The organism is Patescibacteria group bacterium, from assembly GCA_041653535.1.
Lineage (GTDB): Bacteria > Patescibacteriota > Patescibacteriia > JACRDY01 > JACRDY01 > JBAZFH01.
Map to the genome: position 1 here is coordinate 47,799 of JBAZFH010000004.1, position 15,354 is coordinate 63,152.

17 protein-coding genes are annotated in these 15,354 nt (G+C 39.6%); 5 read left to right on the plus strand and 12 right to left on the minus strand.

The genetic code is table 11. The features are described from left to right. Position 1 precedes the first annotated feature (1 nt). From secA to WC310_04540, 7 genes are all read right to left on the minus strand, one after another. Positions 2 to 2,728 carry a preprotein translocase subunit SecA gene (gene secA / locus WC310_04510; protein ID MFA5359047.1) on the minus strand — a complete coding sequence of 909 codons (2,727 nt, stop codon included), beginning with the start codon at positions 2,726 to 2,728 and terminating at the stop codon, positions 2 to 4. A 71-nt stretch (positions 2,729 to 2,799) separates the two neighbouring features. Continuing rightward, positions 2,800 to 3,132 (minus strand): ribosome-associated translation inhibitor RaiA, encoded by a 333-nt coding sequence (gene raiA, locus WC310_04515; protein MFA5359048.1) that lies wholly within the window; start codon positions 3,130 to 3,132, stop codon positions 2,800 to 2,802. A gap of 18 nt (positions 3,133 to 3,150) precedes the next feature. Further along, positions 3,151 to 4,113, minus strand: a complete 963-nt coding sequence (murB, locus tag WC310_04520; GenBank protein ID MFA5359049.1) for a UDP-N-acetylmuramate dehydrogenase — start codon at positions 4,111 to 4,113, stop codon at positions 3,151 to 3,153. Between the two features lie 6 nt (positions 4,114 to 4,119). Continuing rightward, complete coding sequence (locus tag WC310_04525) at positions 4,120 to 4,374, minus strand: hypothetical protein (GenBank protein ID MFA5359050.1); 255 nt, start codon at positions 4,372 to 4,374, stop codon at positions 4,120 to 4,122. Next, positions 4,371 to 5,672 carry a UDP-N-acetylmuramate--L-alanine ligase gene (murC, locus tag WC310_04530; protein MFA5359051.1) on the minus strand — a complete coding sequence of 434 codons (1,302 nt, stop codon included), beginning with the start codon at positions 5,670 to 5,672 and terminating at the stop codon, positions 4,371 to 4,373. The genes WC310_04525 and murC overlap by 4 nt, the downstream gene beginning before the upstream one ends. Next, positions 5,673 to 6,134 (minus strand): hypothetical protein, encoded by a 462-nt coding sequence (locus WC310_04535; protein MFA5359052.1) that lies wholly within the window; start codon positions 6,132 to 6,134, stop codon positions 5,673 to 5,675. Positions 6,135 to 6,208: 74 nt separating this feature from the next. Further along, the gene (locus WC310_04540; protein ID MFA5359053.1) at positions 6,209 to 6,916 is read right to left on the minus strand and encodes a methyltransferase domain-containing protein; all 708 of its coding nucleotides are present in this window, start codon (positions 6,914 to 6,916) and stop codon (positions 6,209 to 6,211) included. Positions 6,917 to 7,014: 98 nt separating this feature from the next. Between WC310_04540 and WC310_04545 the strand changes: the two genes are divergently transcribed. After that, positions 7,015 to 8,571 carry a tRNA uridine(34) 5-carboxymethylaminomethyl modification radical SAM/GNAT enzyme Elp3 gene (locus WC310_04545; protein MFA5359054.1) on the plus strand — a complete coding sequence of 519 codons (1,557 nt, stop codon included), beginning with the start codon at positions 7,015 to 7,017 and terminating at the stop codon, positions 8,569 to 8,571. 23 nt (positions 8,572 to 8,594) lie between these two features. Next, positions 8,595 to 9,839: a serine hydroxymethyltransferase gene (glyA, locus tag WC310_04550; protein MFA5359055.1), complete on the plus strand. Its 1,245-nt coding sequence runs from the start codon at positions 8,595 to 8,597 to the stop codon at positions 9,837 to 9,839. 67 nt (positions 9,840 to 9,906) lie between these two features. Here glyA and WC310_04555 read toward each other — a convergent pair whose 3' ends face one another. Further along, on the minus strand, positions 9,907 to 10,209 hold the full coding sequence (locus WC310_04555) for a hypothetical protein (GenBank protein MFA5359056.1): 303 nt from the start codon (positions 10,207 to 10,209) through the stop codon (positions 9,907 to 9,909). Between the two features lie 144 nt (positions 10,210 to 10,353). Between WC310_04555 and dnaB the strand changes: the two genes are divergently transcribed. From dnaB to recR, 3 genes are read left to right on the plus strand one after another with little or no spacing between them, the layout of a single operon-like run. After that, positions 10,354 to 11,763 (plus strand): replicative DNA helicase, encoded by a 1,410-nt coding sequence (dnaB, locus tag WC310_04560; GenBank protein ID MFA5359057.1) that lies wholly within the window; start codon positions 10,354 to 10,356, stop codon positions 11,761 to 11,763. Between the two features lie 33 nt (positions 11,764 to 11,796). Then, complete coding sequence (locus tag WC310_04565; protein ID MFA5359058.1) at positions 11,797 to 12,075, plus strand: YbaB/EbfC family nucleoid-associated protein; 279 nt, start codon at positions 11,797 to 11,799, stop codon at positions 12,073 to 12,075. 27 nt (positions 12,076 to 12,102) lie between these two features. Continuing rightward, positions 12,103 to 12,693 carry a recombination mediator RecR gene (gene recR / locus WC310_04570; protein ID MFA5359059.1) on the plus strand — a complete coding sequence of 197 codons (591 nt, stop codon included), beginning with the start codon at positions 12,103 to 12,105 and terminating at the stop codon, positions 12,691 to 12,693. A gap of 105 nt (positions 12,694 to 12,798) precedes the next feature. Here the strand turns inward: recR and WC310_04575 are convergent, their stop codons facing one another. From WC310_04575 to rplU, 4 genes are all read right to left on the minus strand, one after another. Further along, entirely contained in the window at positions 12,799 to 13,206 is a 408-nt protein-coding gene (locus tag WC310_04575; protein MFA5359060.1) for a response regulator, read from the minus strand. Positions 13,207 to 13,233: 27 nt separating this feature from the next. Then, positions 13,234 to 13,617 carry a response regulator gene (locus tag WC310_04580; protein ID MFA5359061.1) on the minus strand — a complete coding sequence of 128 codons (384 nt, stop codon included), beginning with the start codon at positions 13,615 to 13,617 and terminating at the stop codon, positions 13,234 to 13,236. Positions 13,618 to 13,623: 6 nt separating this feature from the next. After that, positions 13,624 to 14,685: a HAMP domain-containing sensor histidine kinase gene (locus WC310_04585; GenBank protein MFA5359062.1), complete on the minus strand. Its 1,062-nt coding sequence runs from the start codon at positions 14,683 to 14,685 to the stop codon at positions 13,624 to 13,626. 345 nt (positions 14,686 to 15,030) lie between these two features. After that, a complete protein-coding gene (gene rplU, locus WC310_04590; protein ID MFA5359063.1) occupies positions 15,031 to 15,342 on the minus strand; it encodes a 50S ribosomal protein L21 in 312 nt (103 codons plus the stop codon). Positions 15,343 to 15,354: the final 12 nt, after the last annotated feature.

Here is a 15,354-nt window from a genome sequence, read left to right on the forward strand (position 1 = left end):
ATTATTTCCCATGACACTTCTTATACTTTTTACCCGAACCGCAAGGGCATAAATCATTACGACCGACTTTATCCCCTTCTTCATTTTTCATCTTACCGCTCACGGAAACCGGTTGTTTTGACTCACCCGGTTTTATATCACCAGAAAAAGCGGAAACGTTTTCACTGGCGCCGAACAATGAAACGCCCTGCCGATCAAGTAAAGAACGACTAAGCGACATACCGGCGCTGACCTTGTATATACTATAAACTATTTGCTGTTGAATCGCGCTCAAGAGCTGCTTGAACATTAAAAAAGCTTCTTTTTTATATTCCAGCAACGGATCATGCTGACCATAGCCGCGCAGTCCGATACCACGACGCAAATGATCGATTGCATCAAGATGTTCTACCCATAAAGTATCAATACTGCGTAAAATTATTCCTTTTTCCACATCACGAATTGCATTTACGTTGCCGCTGCTTAAAGTCGTTATTTCTTTTTCTTGTTCGTTGTATTTATTAACCGCTAACTCGTATAAATAACCACCGATCGCTTGCCGCGCTTCATCGCCATGCAAACCGCTCTTCTTTTCTCTTTCTTCAATATCAGTTAATTTGAGGCGAACATCAATACCAACTGAAAAAATAGAATTGACTGTTTCATATATCTCTTCGAGATTCCAATTATCAGGATAATCTTCGGCGGTATGAAATTCTACCACTTTTTCTATTTCGTTTTTAACCAAAGATAAAATTTCATTTTTTAAATCAGTTTTTGCCTCCAAAGCTTCACGGCGGCGGCGATAAATAGTTTCGCGCTGTTTATTCATTACATCGTCGTATTCAACCAAATGTTTTCGAGTGTCAAAATTATTACCCTCCACCTTTCTCTGCGCTGCCTCAATCGAGGAGTTAATCATTTTGTTTTCAATCGGCATATCGTCGGGAACTTTGAGGAACTCCATCATTCCTTTTATCCTCTCCGGACCAAAAATACGCATCAAATCATCTTCTAGAGAAATACAAAACTGAGAAACTCCGGGGTCCCCCTGACGACCGGAACGTCCGCGCAATTGATTGTCGATTCGACGCGACTCATGTCGCTCAGTACCTAAAACCAGTAAACCGCCCAGAGCAACAACTTTTTTATGTTCCTCTTCCCACTGAGTATACTGTGCTGAATCTTTTGTTGGCGGAGCACCTCCCAAAATAATATCAACGCCGCGACCAGCCATATTAGTTGCCAAAGTTACCGCTCCAACCCGACCGGCGTCAGCGATAATCTGCGCTTCCTGCTCATGATTTTTTGCGTTCAAAATCTGATGCGATATTCCCTCGCGCGACAGCAAATCTGAAAGTATTTCGTTTTTTTCGATAGAAATAGTACCGATTAAAACCGGCTGACCTTTTTCATTCAACTCCTTCACTTTTTGCACCACTGCGGAAAATTTCCCCTTTTCGTTTTTATAAATCAAATCATTCATATCATGACGCACCATGGGGCGATGAGTCGGAATCGGCGTAACATCAAGATTATAAATTTTAGCGAATTCCTCGGCTTCCGTCGCCGCCGTGCCAGTCATGCCGGAAAGTTTTTTGTACATGCGAAAAAGATTTTGAAAAGTAATAGTGGCAAGTGTCTGACTCTCTCGCTGAACATTAACACCCTCTTTGGCTTCTAATGCTTGATGCAGTCCTTCGGAATATCTTCTTCCCGGCATCAATCGACCGGTAAACTCATCAACGATTATTACTTCGTCATTACTAACCACATAATCACGATCACGTTTAAATAACACTAAAGCTTTCAATGCCTGCTCTAAATGATGAACCGTACTGATACCGCCTTCGGTATAAATATTTTCCATACCTAAAGCTTTTTCCATCTTTGTTATCCCGCCTTCAGTCAATGTCGCTGCGCGCAATTTTTCATCAATATTGTAATCTTCGTTTTCTTTCAACTGACGAACCAACTGGGCAAAGCGATAATACTGATCAGTTGATTCTTCAGCGGGAGCAGAAATAATCAACGGTGTCCTCGCCTCATCAATCAAAATTGAATCGATTTCATCAACAATAGCATAATGCTGTTGCCGCTGTGACATTTCGTCTAAAGCAACTACCATGTTGTCGCGCAAATAATCAAATCCAAACTCATTATTAGTACCATAAGTGATATCGGTGCGATAAGCTTCTTGACGCGAACTTTTTCGCACGCGATCCAAATAATCTTCCGAGGTGTTTTCCGGATCGTAAATATAAGAAATCAATTGATTTTGCAAAATACCAACGCTGAGTCCCAAAAAACTGTACACCTGACCCATCCAACAAGCATCACGTTTAGCCAAATAATCATTTACCGTAACTAAATGGACACCTTTTCCCTCTAAGGCGTTTAGATAAGCCGCTAACGTGGCAACTAAAGTTTTTCCTTCCCCGGTTTTCATCTCCGCTATTTTTCCTTTATGCAGAATATAACCGCCAATCAACTGAACATCGAAATGACGCATCCCCAAAGTTCTTCTTGATGCTTCACGCACCGCTGCAAAAGCCGGTACCAAAATATCATCCAAAGTTTTACCGGTCGCCAACACTTCTTTAAACTCAACGGTTTTATTCTTTAACTGCTCGTCTGTCAATGCCGCAAATTCCGGTTCGATAGCGTTAATCGCCGCTACAATATTTTTTTGTATTTCAGCGACTTCCTTGACATTGGGATCGCCAAAAATTTTCTTAAAAATAGACATAAAATAACAAAATCCCCACTTTTTAATTAAGTAGGGAAATTGTATCAAAAATATAGATAAAAAGCAATGTTTTATTTGTTTTTTTTGTCTCCGCGCCTGACCTTATCCGCCTTTTTTTCTTTAAATTTTTTTAGTTCCAACGCCATATGATCTTTAACCTTATCGATAGACTTATACAGATCTTTGGTTACTTTTTCCACCCGAAGTAATTTACCCGGCACTAAAACGTTAAGCTCGGCGCGATAAATCTGCCCCTTATGATGATGATGAGTGGTCAGTTCGACTTCGGCTTTTACATCCAATATTCCGGAAAAATATTTTTCCAGCATTACGGTTTTTGCCTCGACGTATTTTTTTATCGCCGGAGTTAATTCAATGTTTGTCGCCTTGATGTTGAGATTCATATATTTATTTTTATTTATTTAAAATCCCAGATACTGGATCTCTTCTTCGAGTTGTATACCCAGCCGATCGCGTACTTGCTGTTTAATCAAGCTAATAAGCCCAATAACATCTCCAGCGACAGCGGTATTAATATTGACTATAAAATTGGCGTGCTTAGTAGAAATCTGCGCGCCGCCGATAATTTTTCCTTGTAAGTCCAACCGAGAAATAATATATCCGGCTGGTATCTGTCCTGACTTGGTTAAGTCGGCAAATTCTTCGTCAGTGATGTCAAGTTCTTTTTTTATCATCTCAACACTGGATTGGGTCAGTTTAACATTTTTAAAAATTGATCCGGCGCATGGCTTGTCCAATGGCTGTTTAGTTGAACGCTGCCACTGATAATCGCGCATTTGTTTTTCTGCCGTTACAACGTCTCCGCGAACCAATTTAAACGTAACGCTTAAAATAGCATAATTTTTTTCTTTAATCAGACTACCGCGATATTCGAAATGACAATTTTTAGCATCCAGCTCTGCCGCCGATTTTCCGTCAAATATTTTAACGCTTTCAACAATTTGTCCGATCTCATTACCCCAAGCACCGGCATTACCACGAACAGCTCCGCCGACTGTACCAGGGATACCAGCAAGAAATTCGGCGCCGGTCAGATCGCTCTCTAAACATTTATTTACAAAAAAACCAAGATTTAATCCGGAACCAGCCACGACTTTTGTGCCTTCCTGAAAAAAATCAATGTTTTCATTTTTTACTATCAAACCGTCAAAACCATCATCGGAAACAAGAAGATTGCTGCCGCCGCCCAAAATAAAATAATTCATTTTTTCCTGCTTAGCCCAATTAATTGCCTCGACTATGTCTTTTTCCGATTTGGCAACAAAAAAATATTTTGCCTGTCCGCCAATTTGAAAAGTGGTATACGATGATAAACAGATATTCTCACGAACACCGTTTAATTCTATTTTATTTTTTGTCGGCATAATATTCTAGCGTTTTCTTCCGCTAGGCAGTCTTTTGCCTTTATGGGTTTCATTCCAACGACCCTGAAAAACTTTGTTCATCTTTTCTCCTATTGGGAGCGCGTCATCTCCGTACATTTTATCCCACTTGTCCCCAATTTCACTGTCATCGCCTTCCAGTTTTTCGTCTTTTTCCTGCGCCTCATTATCATGATCATGAGGCCCGCAAACCGCCTCCGAAGCTTTAAGTTGTTCCTGTCCTCCAAAGTTAAGTAATATCATATATTTTCTAAAAAATTCACACCTACTTGCCAATTTTCTCCGGCACCAATAGTCATGATAACATCGCCGGTTTTGGCATTTTGGCGCAAATATTTGGTTACATCATCTATTGTACCACGGTAAGAAGCATTGTGAGAATTTTTGTCAATTTCATCCACTAGCTGTTTCGTCGTCACCCCGCCGTGCTCTTCGCGAGCCGAGCCAAATATATCCAAAACGATTACTTCATCAGCATCGGTAAAAGATTCGCCAAACTCTTTTAGCAGTGCCTTGGTACGGGTATAAGTATGAGCCTGAAAAACCGCCCAAATTTTTTTGCCAGGAAATTTTGTTCGGGCAGCTTTTAGTAATTTCTGAATTTCTACCGGATGGTGGGCAAAATCGTCATAAACTAGTATTCCGTCTTTTTCACCGAGAAACTCAAATCGTCTCTTTGTGCCTTTGAACTGCGACAATACTTCCGCCGCTTTATCTATGTCTAGGCCAAGCTCTTTAAGTAAAAGTAAAATCGCTGTTGCATTCCAAATATTGTGTTCGCCCGATAATTGCAAATTAATTGTCGGTAAACCTTTTTGATTTTTATGATATTCTATAACTCGACACTTAGCTTGCCTGATTATCTCAGCCACATTTGCATCATCAACAAAAGCAATAAGCAGTCCGTCGACCGGTATTCTTGCGACAAAGTCTTTAAAAACCTGATTGTAAGCGTTTTGGTCGGCAAAAAAATCCGGATGATCAAAGTCAGCCGAAGTTAAAATTACAGCTTTAGGACTATAATACTGCAATTTATTTTGATATTCGTCAGCCTCAACTACCAAGTATTTACCCTGGCCAAATCTGGCATTACCACCAAGTTGATCAACGGCTGAGCCAACTATTACTAGTGGATCTTGTCCTAATTCCTGTAAAACATAGCCCAGCATAGCTGTCGTAGTTGTTTTACCATGAGCGCCACAAACAGCAATACCGTAGTGATCTTTAAAGAGTAAACCAAGGCTCTGCGGATAACTCAGCATTGTCATCCCCTTTTCTTTGGCAAATTTAAACTCTTCATTTTTTTCGTTATAGGCTGTGGAATAAATAATTAAATCAATATCATCGGTGATATTCCCTGCCGCAAATGGCGACAAAACCTTTATTCCATCTTTGGCTAAGACTTCATCAGTAAAAAAAGTTTCGGGTATATCGCTGCCCCAAACATTTTTGCCAATTTTCTTCAGCATCTGCGCCATGGCGGTCATACCAGCACCCTTGATACCGAGAAAGTATATATTTTGATAATCTTTTAGGTCCATTTATTTTGTTACTATTTTTTTAGCCTGTGCTTTTTCCTCGTATTTTTTGTACAGCACGGCATTGGCGTCCTTAATATTTTCGATCAATTGATCCAAAAGATAGTTTAAATCTTTTGCGTAACTCGTATTATCTTCCTTTTTATCTTTAATACTTAAAATAATATTGGGTACACTTCTTTGACCATACTCAGAAACATTGGTCATGGCTAAATTTAGCCTACTAACTATCACTTCTTGATTTTCCGTAGTTTGCCCAGAATCCTTAATTAAAGCCAAACAATCGCTATAACACCTGTAGACGGGCTTAAAAAAATATTCAACCACCAACTCAACATCTACTTCGGGATTTAAATATTCATTTACGTTATCCCGCCAATCTTTTATAAAATCATCCCAGCCCCATTCTTCGGCCGGCATTTTATTTTGAATAGTGCTAAATTCAGCGCCTCTAAAAATTGTCATATCTATACTCTTATCTCTATATTCTTGTCTCTTGTCTCTTGTCTCTTGTCTCTTGTCTCTTTTATTATACCTTATTATTTTTGACAAACCAAAACTAGATTATTGCCCGCGCCCCACCAAGACTTTTTACCATTTTTTTCGTAATAAGCCTCAACCACCTTAAATCCAGCGCGACGAACCAATTTTTTTAGCTCATACAGAGTAAAAGCGTAATAGTATAATGGATACTCACTATCTTGATCATGAAAATAAGTAACCACGTCGCGAAAAGATCCTTTTTGCTTTTTCGCTTTACCGCGCAATAAATATTTCCAAACTGTTTTTTGTCTTATCGATAACCGCCACAGGTTCCAGTTGGTCATTATCAGGTAGCCATCTTTTTTGAGAGCTGCAAAAATATTGCCGAGTGTCTTCAATCTCAAGTCTTTATTCGGCAAATGGTTGATAACCGCAATAGCAAAAACAACGTCAAATTCTTGCCCGAAATCTAAATCTAATATATCCTTAACTATAAACCGACCACCGGTAGCGCCAGCTAGCTTTATCAGGTTGTCACTAGAATCAATCCCAAGGTAATCGACATCTTTTCCTTGCAACAAATCATAAAGGCGACCATTACCACAACCGACATCCAAAATCTTGTTTTTTGCCGTAACATATTTTTCTGCCAGCCGCTCGATAGTCGGCCATTGTCTATTTCGAGTATTAGAAAACTTTTCCGCAATAAGATTGTAAGTATTGCGATTATCTGCCAAAACGTCTTGTGCTAAAGATTTTTTCATAAATACACAGAAATAGAGAAACTAGGAAATTAAAAAGTTGACGACGCTATAAACAAATTTCTTTATTTCTTATTTTCTTAACTTCTTACCGTCATTTCATGTCTATCACCACCAAACAACTTATCAAACACCTTGCCCGGCAAACCTTTTCTACTCGGGTCGATTTTGATATTGCCAAAAGAACCTTTTGCCGCCGCCTCAAAATACCAACACCTACCTCCGTAGAACTACTAGCAGTTTACCGAAAAATGGTAAAAAGTAAAGAAATCAAAAAAAACGCCAATCTAGAAAAATGGTTCAAAAAACGCGAAATCCGTACTTTATCCGGCGTAGCTCCAATTGCCGTCCTAACCAAACCCTACCCTTGTCCGGGAAAGTGTTTATATTGCCCTAATGAGCCCCAAATGCCCAAAAGCTACCTGTCCAACGAACCAGCGGTAATGAGGGCTATTTTGACCAAATTTGACCCCTATACGCAGGTTCAGACTCGCTTACGAGCATTGACTAAAAACGGTCATGAAACTGATAAATGTGAGCTGATCATTATGGGTGGTACTTGGAGTTATTTACCAGCCAAATACCAAAATTGGTTTATCAAACGTTGCTTTGATGGTCTTAATGGCAAAAAGGCAAAAAATCTAACCCAGGCGCAAAAATGGAATGAAAAAACCCTGCATCGCTGTGTTGGGCTTACCCTAGAAACTCGACCGGATTATATAAACGAAAAAGAAATAAAAAAATGGCGCGAATTTGGCGCCACTAGAGTTGAACTTGGAGTTCAACACCTTGATGATAAAATATTAAAGCTAAATTTGCGCGGCCATGGAATCGACCAAGTCGTCAAAGCAACCGCGTTTCTGCGTCAAGCTGGTTTCAAAATTACTTACCATATGATGCCGGGACTGCCAGGGTCAACTCAAGCTAAAGACCTGAGAGTATTTAAACAGCTTTTCACCGACTCACGTTTTCAGCCCGATCAAATCAAAATCTATCCTTGCGTGGTTGTTAAAGCTTCACCGCTATATAAGCTATGGAAACAAGGTAAATACAAGCCTTATTCGGATAAACAGCTTTATCAGTTGCTCAAGGATATCAAAAAAATCATTCCGCCCTATGTTCGTATTACTCGTTTGATCCGTGATATACCTGCCGAAAGCATTGTTGCCGGCAACAAAATCTCCAATCTGCGCCAAATGTTAGAGCAAGACAAAACCGTTTCTTGCCGCTGTATCAGATGCAGGGAGATCAAAAATCAAAAGTCAAAAATCAAAAGTCAAAAATTGTATAAAATTAATTATAAAGCGGCCGGCGCCGATGAATACTTCTTGTCTTTTGAAGATAAAAAACACGACATCCTACTTGCCTTTCTCCGTCTGCGCCTGCCAGATAAAACCGAAAAAAACTTTATTTCAGAAATTGACGGCTGCGCTATGATTCGTGAAGTCCATACTTACGGCCAAATGATACCAGTAGGTAAACATGGTAAAACCTCTCAACACCTTGGCTATGGCAAAAAACTAGTTGCTGCTGCAGAAAAAATCGCCCGCGCCAAAGGCTTTGCCAAAATTGCCGTTATTTCCGGTATCGGAGTCCGTTCGTATTATCAAAAACTTGGTTATATCCAAACCAGTACTTATTTGATAAAATATCTATAAATTAATCTTAATTTTTATATTTTATGAAATTTATCGCAAAGCAAGACCCGGAAATCTATCAAGCACTTAAAAAAGAGCTGGCTCGTCAACGTGAAGGACTTGAGCTTATCCCTTCGGAAAATTTTGCCTCAGAGGCAGTTTTGGAAGCACTCGGCTCAGTCCCCACCAACAAATACTCAGAAGGCTACATCGGTAAACGTTATTATGGTGGCTGCGAAAATATCGACGTTATCGAAGGACTAGCTATCGAACGTGCCAAAAAATTGTTTGGCGCCGAGCACGTAAATGTTCAGCCGCTCTCTGGCGCACCAGCTAACATCATTGTTTATTCTGCACTACTCCAACCCGGTGACACAGTACTTGGTATGGATTTGTCTCATGGTGGACATTTGACTCACGGACATCCCGTTACTTGGATGGCAAAAATTTTTAACTTCGTTCGCTACAAAACCGACGCCGAAGGAAAGATTGATCTAGCCAATCTTCGACAAATGGCAATCGAACACAAACCAAAAATTATTTTGGTTGGCTACTCAGCCTACTCTCGAGAAATCAAATACGAAGCGATCAAAAAAATCGCCGATGAAATCGGCGCTATCACCATGGCTGACATCGCTCACATCGCCGGACTGATCGCCGGCGGTCAGATGAACAACCCGGTTCCGATTTTTGACGTCGTCACCACCACCACTCACAAAACTTTACGTGGACCGCGCGGCGCGATGATTATGTGTAAAGAAAAATTTGCCGCTGCTATCGACAAAGCGGTTTTCCCCGGACTACAGGGCGGTCCTCACGAAAACAATATCGCGGGTATTGCCGTTGCTCTAGCTGAAGCCGCCACACCTGAATACAAAGAGTATGCAAGACAAATAAAAGCTAACGCTAAAATACTGGAAGAAGAATTTAATCAACGTGGTTACAAATTATGTTTTGGCGGAACAGATAATCACATGCTCCTGATCGACGTCACACCAAAAGGTGTTGGTGGCAAACAAGCGCAAATTGCTCTTGACCAAGCCGGTATCACAATTAATAAAAATATGATACCAGATGACACCCGTTCCCCTTTTGATCCATCCGGTATTCGTCTTGGCACACCAGCTCTTACCACCCGCGGAATGAAAGAAAATGAAATGCATCTCGTCGCCGAGTTGATTGATAAAGTAATTTGTAATATTGATAACGATGAAGTGAAAGCAGAAGTAAAAAAACAAGTGAAGGAGCTGACTGATAAATTTCCACTCTATCCAGGAATGGAATATTAAAAAAAATAGAATCTGTATAAAGAGAAAAGCGCCTTCCATTTGGTTGGCGCTTTTGTTGATGACTGACTCACAGTGCGAACGAAAGTTGTTCACTATTTTTCTTAGGTGCCGCAGGTTTTGGTTCAGCGGCTAATATAATTTGATTTTTTGGCTTTTTTGCCGGTGGAGTATTTTTTTCTTTAAGTTCCTGCAAGTAATCAGAGTGCAGCATAGCAGCAACTCCGTACTTCACGCAGGATAATTGAATGCCACCGCTCCTAAACAGCCAATTATTTTTGGCTTGCGCGGCCGAAACCGCCCAAGAATATCCCAGTAACTTTCGGTCTGGGACGCTGACTATTACGTATTTTTGCGCAGGCTTTTTAGCCATTAGCGTCCCTCCTTTATATTGTTAATGTGCGATTTTTTAGGCTGAATTAATTATAGCACATCTACGAAAAAAGTCAAGTTTTTTTTGGGGGGGGACAAACTGGGGGCAATTTTTGTATTGTAAGTAAAGAGGAAATAGGCTAAAATGAATGCACTAAAAAACATTTCCTCTATGACCGATATTTTGCAAAAAATACCTCCACAAAACCTCGAAGCCGAACAATCAATGCTCGGCTCTCTTTTGATCGACAAAGATGCAATTATCAAAATTTCCGATATTATTACTTCTGATGACTTTTACAAAGAAGCGCACCGGATTATTTTTGAAGCCATGCTTCACCTTTACGAAAAACGCGAACCGATTGATTTGCTTTCACTGGGCAATCGACTGGAAGAAACTAAACAACTAGAAAAAGTCGGGGGTCGCACTTATCTTGCTACACTAGCCAATGCCGTACCAACTGCCAGTCACATTGTTACTTACGCCCGCATCGTTTCCAAAAAAGCCATACTCCGTAAACTAATCAATGCCGCTACCGAAATTGCCGAGATTGGTTTTTCCGAGAAAGAAGACGTGGAAGATATTTTAGACAAATCGGAAAGAAAACTTTTTGCGGTTTCGCAACAATCGCTTAAACAAGCCTTTACTCCTATCAAAAGCGTCCTCTCTGATGCCTTTGAGCGTATTGACGAACTACATCGTGAAAAAGGCAAACTGCGCGGTATTGCTTCCGGTCTTAAATCGCTTGATAATCTTTTAGCCGGCTTCCAACGCTCCGATCTAATCGTTCTTGCCGCTCGTCCGTCTGTCGGTAAAACCGCCATGGCTCTGGATTTTGCCCGCCACATTGCGGTTAATGAAAAAATTCCGGTCGGTATTTTTTCTTTGGAAATGAGCAAAGAACAATTGGTCGATCGCTTGCTTTGTATGCAAGCCGGCATTGGCTTATGGAAAATGCGCACCGGTAAACTATCGGATCGCGATGATGATTTCTCCAAACTTGGCTACGCCATGGGAGTGCTGTCTGAAGCGCCGATTTTTATCGACGATACTGCTATGACAAACGTCATGGAAATTCGTACCAAAGCACGCCGATTGCAAATGGAACACGGTTTAGGTCTAATCATTCTTGACTATCTGCAACTCATGGAAGGTCGCGGCAATGTAGAAAGTCGCGTTTTGGAAGTAGCTGAAATCACCCGCGCTCTTAAAGGCATTGCCCGTGAACTCAACGTTCCAGTGATTGCGCTGTCACAGCTTTCCCGAGCCGTCGAACAACAAATGGGACCGGCGATACCAAAACTGGCTCATTTACGCGAATCAGGATCTATCGAGCAAGATGCCGACGTGGTAATGTTTATTTATCGTAAAGCCGCCGACCGTAAATATCGCGTCGAAGATCTAACTCACGAAGAACGACATTTAGCGGAAATTCATGTTGCCAAACACCGCAACGGTCCGACTGGTATTATCAAAACGTACTTCGAAGAAGATCAGGTCAGTTTCAAGGACCTAGAGCAAAATTTTACCGAAGAACCACAAATGTCCGAATAAAATAAATTTAAAACGAATTGCAATAATACAATTATGTTTAACAAGATAAAACACCTCAAGGATCTGCGAAATCAGGCCAAAACATTAGAAAATGCCCTGGAACAAAAAACCATTACCGTCGAACGTGGCGGAATTAGCCTGACTATGGATGGCAACCAAGCAATTCGTGAAATCAAAATAAATCCTGAACTAACCCCTGGACAAATCGAAAACATTATTCCTCCTTTATTCAAAGAAGCCAATGATCGTGTACGTCGACTAATGGCCGAAACTATGCAATCAATGGGTGGACTAAATTTTCCTGGAATGTAATAAATATACAGCGCTTTGTGCCGACTTATGGCTAAATTTCCTCCGACAATGCAGAGGCTGATTGAAGAATTTTCCGCACTACCAACCATTGGTCCAAAAACCGCGGAAAGATTTGTTTTTTATTTGCTTAAAAACAAAGATCGCATTACCGGGTTGCAAGAAGCTCTAGAAAATCTAAAAACTAAAGTAACAACATGTGAAACATGTCATACTTTCTCCGAAAAATCTCCCTGCTATATTTGCTCTAACCCCAAAAGAGATCAGTCTGCTGTCTGCGTTGTAGCCAATACCACCGATCTGGCGGCGATTGAAAACACTAATAACTATAACGGTCTCTACCATGTCTTAGGCGGTAGTGTTAATCCGCTGGAAGATCAGCAAAGACTTAATGTTGAAACTTTAATAAACAGAATTAAAAATAATGAAATAAAAGAAATTATTCTGGCTTTTAACCCTGATATCGAAGGCGAATCGACTATTATCTATTTACAAAAGCTGCTCAAACCACTGGGAGCTAAAATCAGTCGTCTGGCTAAAGGATTGCCAATGGGTAGCGATCTGATCTATGCCGATGAAATAACGCTAAGCAGTGCTCTGGAAGAACGTAAAGAATTATAGAATATAATAACATTACCCCTGCAAAATTAAAATATGCCCAAATTAGCTGGGGTTGTTTTGGGCATATTTTCTAGATTTTACAATACAATATTTTATTTACTGAGACTAAAGGTTGGTAGGAGTTGATTTTTTATTAATTATTTTCTTAATTCGTTCAATAAACTCCTCGTTGCTAACACCCTTTTGAATATAATCATCTATTAAAAGTTCCTTTATCCACTTTTCAGCTTCAATCGACAAATCAGCGTTGGTTAACAAAACAATGGGAATATGAGCTGTTTCCTTTTCTTTCTTCAACCTATTAGATGCTGTTAGCCCATCTTCTATGGGCATATTCATATCCATCAAGATAAGATCTGGCTGAAAACGTCTGGCCAGTTCTCTTCCCTGAATGGCATCTGGAGAATAAATAACTTCGTAACCAATCTTTGCGGCTAGACTGCCATAAAGGCGACGCATAACCTCATCGTCGTCAATGATTAAAACGTGAACTTTTTTTTGTAATGTGTCCATATATTTTTCTAATATTTTACAAAAGTATTATTTGACATCAAGATACTCTCTTACTTTTTTTACCAAATCTCGATATTCCCATTCACTCTTAATCATAAAATCTAGAATTCCTATTTTTTTTGCGCGACCAATCGTGCTGGAATCATGGGAGTTACTCCACATAATAACCAGAGCGTCTTTACCCCACTTATCTTTGCGAAGATTCTCTAAAAAATAAAAACCATCAGTATTTGGCATTAAATTATCAACTATAATAAAATCAGGATGTTCTTTAAGTGCCTTATCCAAACCATCTTGACCATTAAATGCTTTGGTTACTAGGAACCCTTCGTGCATAAACTTGTCAGAAATGCCGTTCAAAATAGACAACTCGTCCTCGATGATTAAAATTTTTTGTTGTGAAGCGTTCATAAAATTTTATTTTAATTCTAACCTTTTTGTTCCCTCTTTCTTTTCCATACCCTTAAGCGGAATGGTAACATAAAATGTTGACCCTTTATTTTCTGTTGACTCGAACCAAATTTTTCCACCCGTTTTTTCAAGCGTTGATTTAATTATATATAGCCCAAGACCGGTACCATCAGGATCCTTTACTCGCGCATTATCAGCTCGAAACATTTTTGTAAAAATCTTCGATTGTACAGCTTTGGGAATACCATAACCAGTGTCAGCAACTGAAATGATAAAATCGGATCCATCCTTTTTTACACTAATACTTATTTTTGCTCCTGACGGAGTATATTTAACAGCGTTTGTGAGCAAATTTTGAAAAATCATCTGAATGATATTTGGATCAGCATTAATCAAAGGAACATTTTTCTCAAAATGTGTCTCTATCTGCAACTTTTTTCCCTCGATCTTCATGCCAAGATCCTTCAAAACATCTTCTGCTACCTTTTTAAGATTTAACTGTTCTGGTTCAACGATAAAGACGCCCAGATCAACTCTCGAAACATTAAGAAGTGCGGTTATAAGACCAATCATTCTGTCATTGGCATTTTTTATTTCCACAAGATATTCGCGTTGTTTGTCATTAATCGGTCCAACATCCTCATCGAGAAGCATGCCAACATATCCCTTTAAAGCAGTAAGGGGCGTACGAAGCTGATGCGAAGCAATAGAAACAAATTCATCTTTTGCTACGTCAAGTGAACGCAGTTCTTTATTTATTAATTCAGTTTTTTTGGCAATTACCGCTAGTTGTTTGGCCGTTGTTACCAGTTTGTTTCTGACAGTTTCCTTTTCCTTAGCCACTATCGCGAGTTTGCGTCTGACACTTTCTGCTTCTTTGGCGGTCATAGCCAATTTCTTTGCCGTTGTTACCAGTTTGTTTCTGACAGTTTCCTTTTCCTTAGCAGTTACGGCTAGTTGTTTAGCGGTAACAACCAATTTACTCCTAGTCTTCTCTTTCTTTTTAGCCGAAACCCTTAGCTTAAGAATCGTATTATCTGTAGTAGAAATAACAGTTTTTTTGTTCATATACAAAAATTATTTTTTTGTTTTATAGCCTGGTATGCAAAATTAAAACCTTAGTCTATTTTATTCAAAAATTGATAGCGAAAAGGTAGAAATAAGACAGTCTCGCATTCCTTAAATTTTATTATAGCACGATAATTGAGGTCCATAAACGTCCCGGAACGATATAATGCTAAAAACCAAGCCAAATCACGCCTATTGCGCCAGACGGTTAACAACAAAAAATGTTTAAATTGAGATATTTTATATAAAGACTCACCGCCAATCACCGCTAATATTTTTTAAAAAAAATCACCCCATAATCATCGGGTTACTAAAAACACCCCCATAGTCGGGGGTGTTTTTATTTTAGTCAATTTTTTCGATTTGGATTTCGGTGAAACTCTGACGATGACCGACATTTTTGCGGTAACGAGTTTTTCTCTTATATTTCACAACGGAAACCTTTTCAGCTCGACCTTGTTTTACAATTTTAGCAATGACCTTTGCCCCGCTAACCACTGGTTTTCCCACCTTCACGTCATCACCGTCAGCTACAAGTAAAACATCGTTAAACTCAAAATTATCGCCTTGTTTGGCGTTAATTTTCTCAATTTTGACTTTATCTTTGGCAGCTACAGTATATTGTTTGCCGCCGGTTTTTATTACTGCAATTTTCATATGGGCGTATTA

Coding starts and splice junctions, on each gene's coding strand:
- WC310_04535 (MFA5359052.1), bottom strand. CDS start 6,134: ATGACAATTTTTAGAGGCGCTGAATTTAGCACTATTCAAAATAAAATG.
- WC310_04575 (MFA5359060.1), bottom strand. CDS start 13,206: ATGGACACATTACAAAAAAAAGTTCACGTTTTAATCATTGACGACGAT.
- raiA (MFA5359048.1), bottom strand. CDS start 3,132: ATGAATCTCAACATCAAGGCGACAAACATTGAATTAACTCCGGCGATA.
- WC310_04555 (MFA5359056.1), bottom strand. CDS start 10,209: ATGGCTAAAAAGCCTGCGCAAAAATACGTAATAGTCAGCGTCCCAGAC.
- murC (MFA5359051.1), bottom strand. CDS start 5,672: ATGGACCTAAAAGATTATCAAAATATATACTTTCTCGGTATCAAGGGT.
- murB (MFA5359049.1), bottom strand. CDS start 4,113: ATGCCGACAAAAAATAAAATAGAATTAAACGGTGTTCGTGAGAATATC.
- recR (MFA5359059.1), top strand. CDS start 12,103: ATGGCTAAATTTCCTCCGACAATGCAGAGGCTGATTGAAGAATTTTCC.
- WC310_04565 (MFA5359058.1), top strand. CDS start 11,797: ATGTTTAACAAGATAAAACACCTCAAGGATCTGCGAAATCAGGCCAAA.
- dnaB (MFA5359057.1), top strand. CDS start 10,354: ATGAATGCACTAAAAAACATTTCCTCTATGACCGATATTTTGCAAAAA.
- secA (MFA5359047.1), bottom strand. CDS start 2,728: ATGTCTATTTTTAAGAAAATTTTTGGCGATCCCAATGTCAAGGAAGTC.
- WC310_04525 (MFA5359050.1), bottom strand. CDS start 4,374: ATGATATTACTTAACTTTGGAGGACAGGAACAACTTAAAGCTTCGGAG.
- WC310_04545 (MFA5359054.1), top strand. CDS start 7,015: ATGTCTATCACCACCAAACAACTTATCAAACACCTTGCCCGGCAAACC.
- rplU (MFA5359063.1), bottom strand. CDS start 15,342: ATGAAAATTGCAGTAATAAAAACCGGCGGCAAACAATATACTGTAGCT.
- WC310_04540 (MFA5359053.1), bottom strand. CDS start 6,916: ATGAAAAAATCTTTAGCACAAGACGTTTTGGCAGATAATCGCAATACT.
- WC310_04585 (MFA5359062.1), bottom strand. CDS start 14,685: ATGAACAAAAAAACTGTTATTTCTACTACAGATAATACGATTCTTAAG.
- WC310_04580 (MFA5359061.1), bottom strand. CDS start 13,617: ATGAACGCTTCACAACAAAAAATTTTAATCATCGAGGACGAGTTGTCT.
- glyA (MFA5359055.1), top strand. CDS start 8,595: ATGAAATTTATCGCAAAGCAAGACCCGGAAATCTATCAAGCACTTAAA.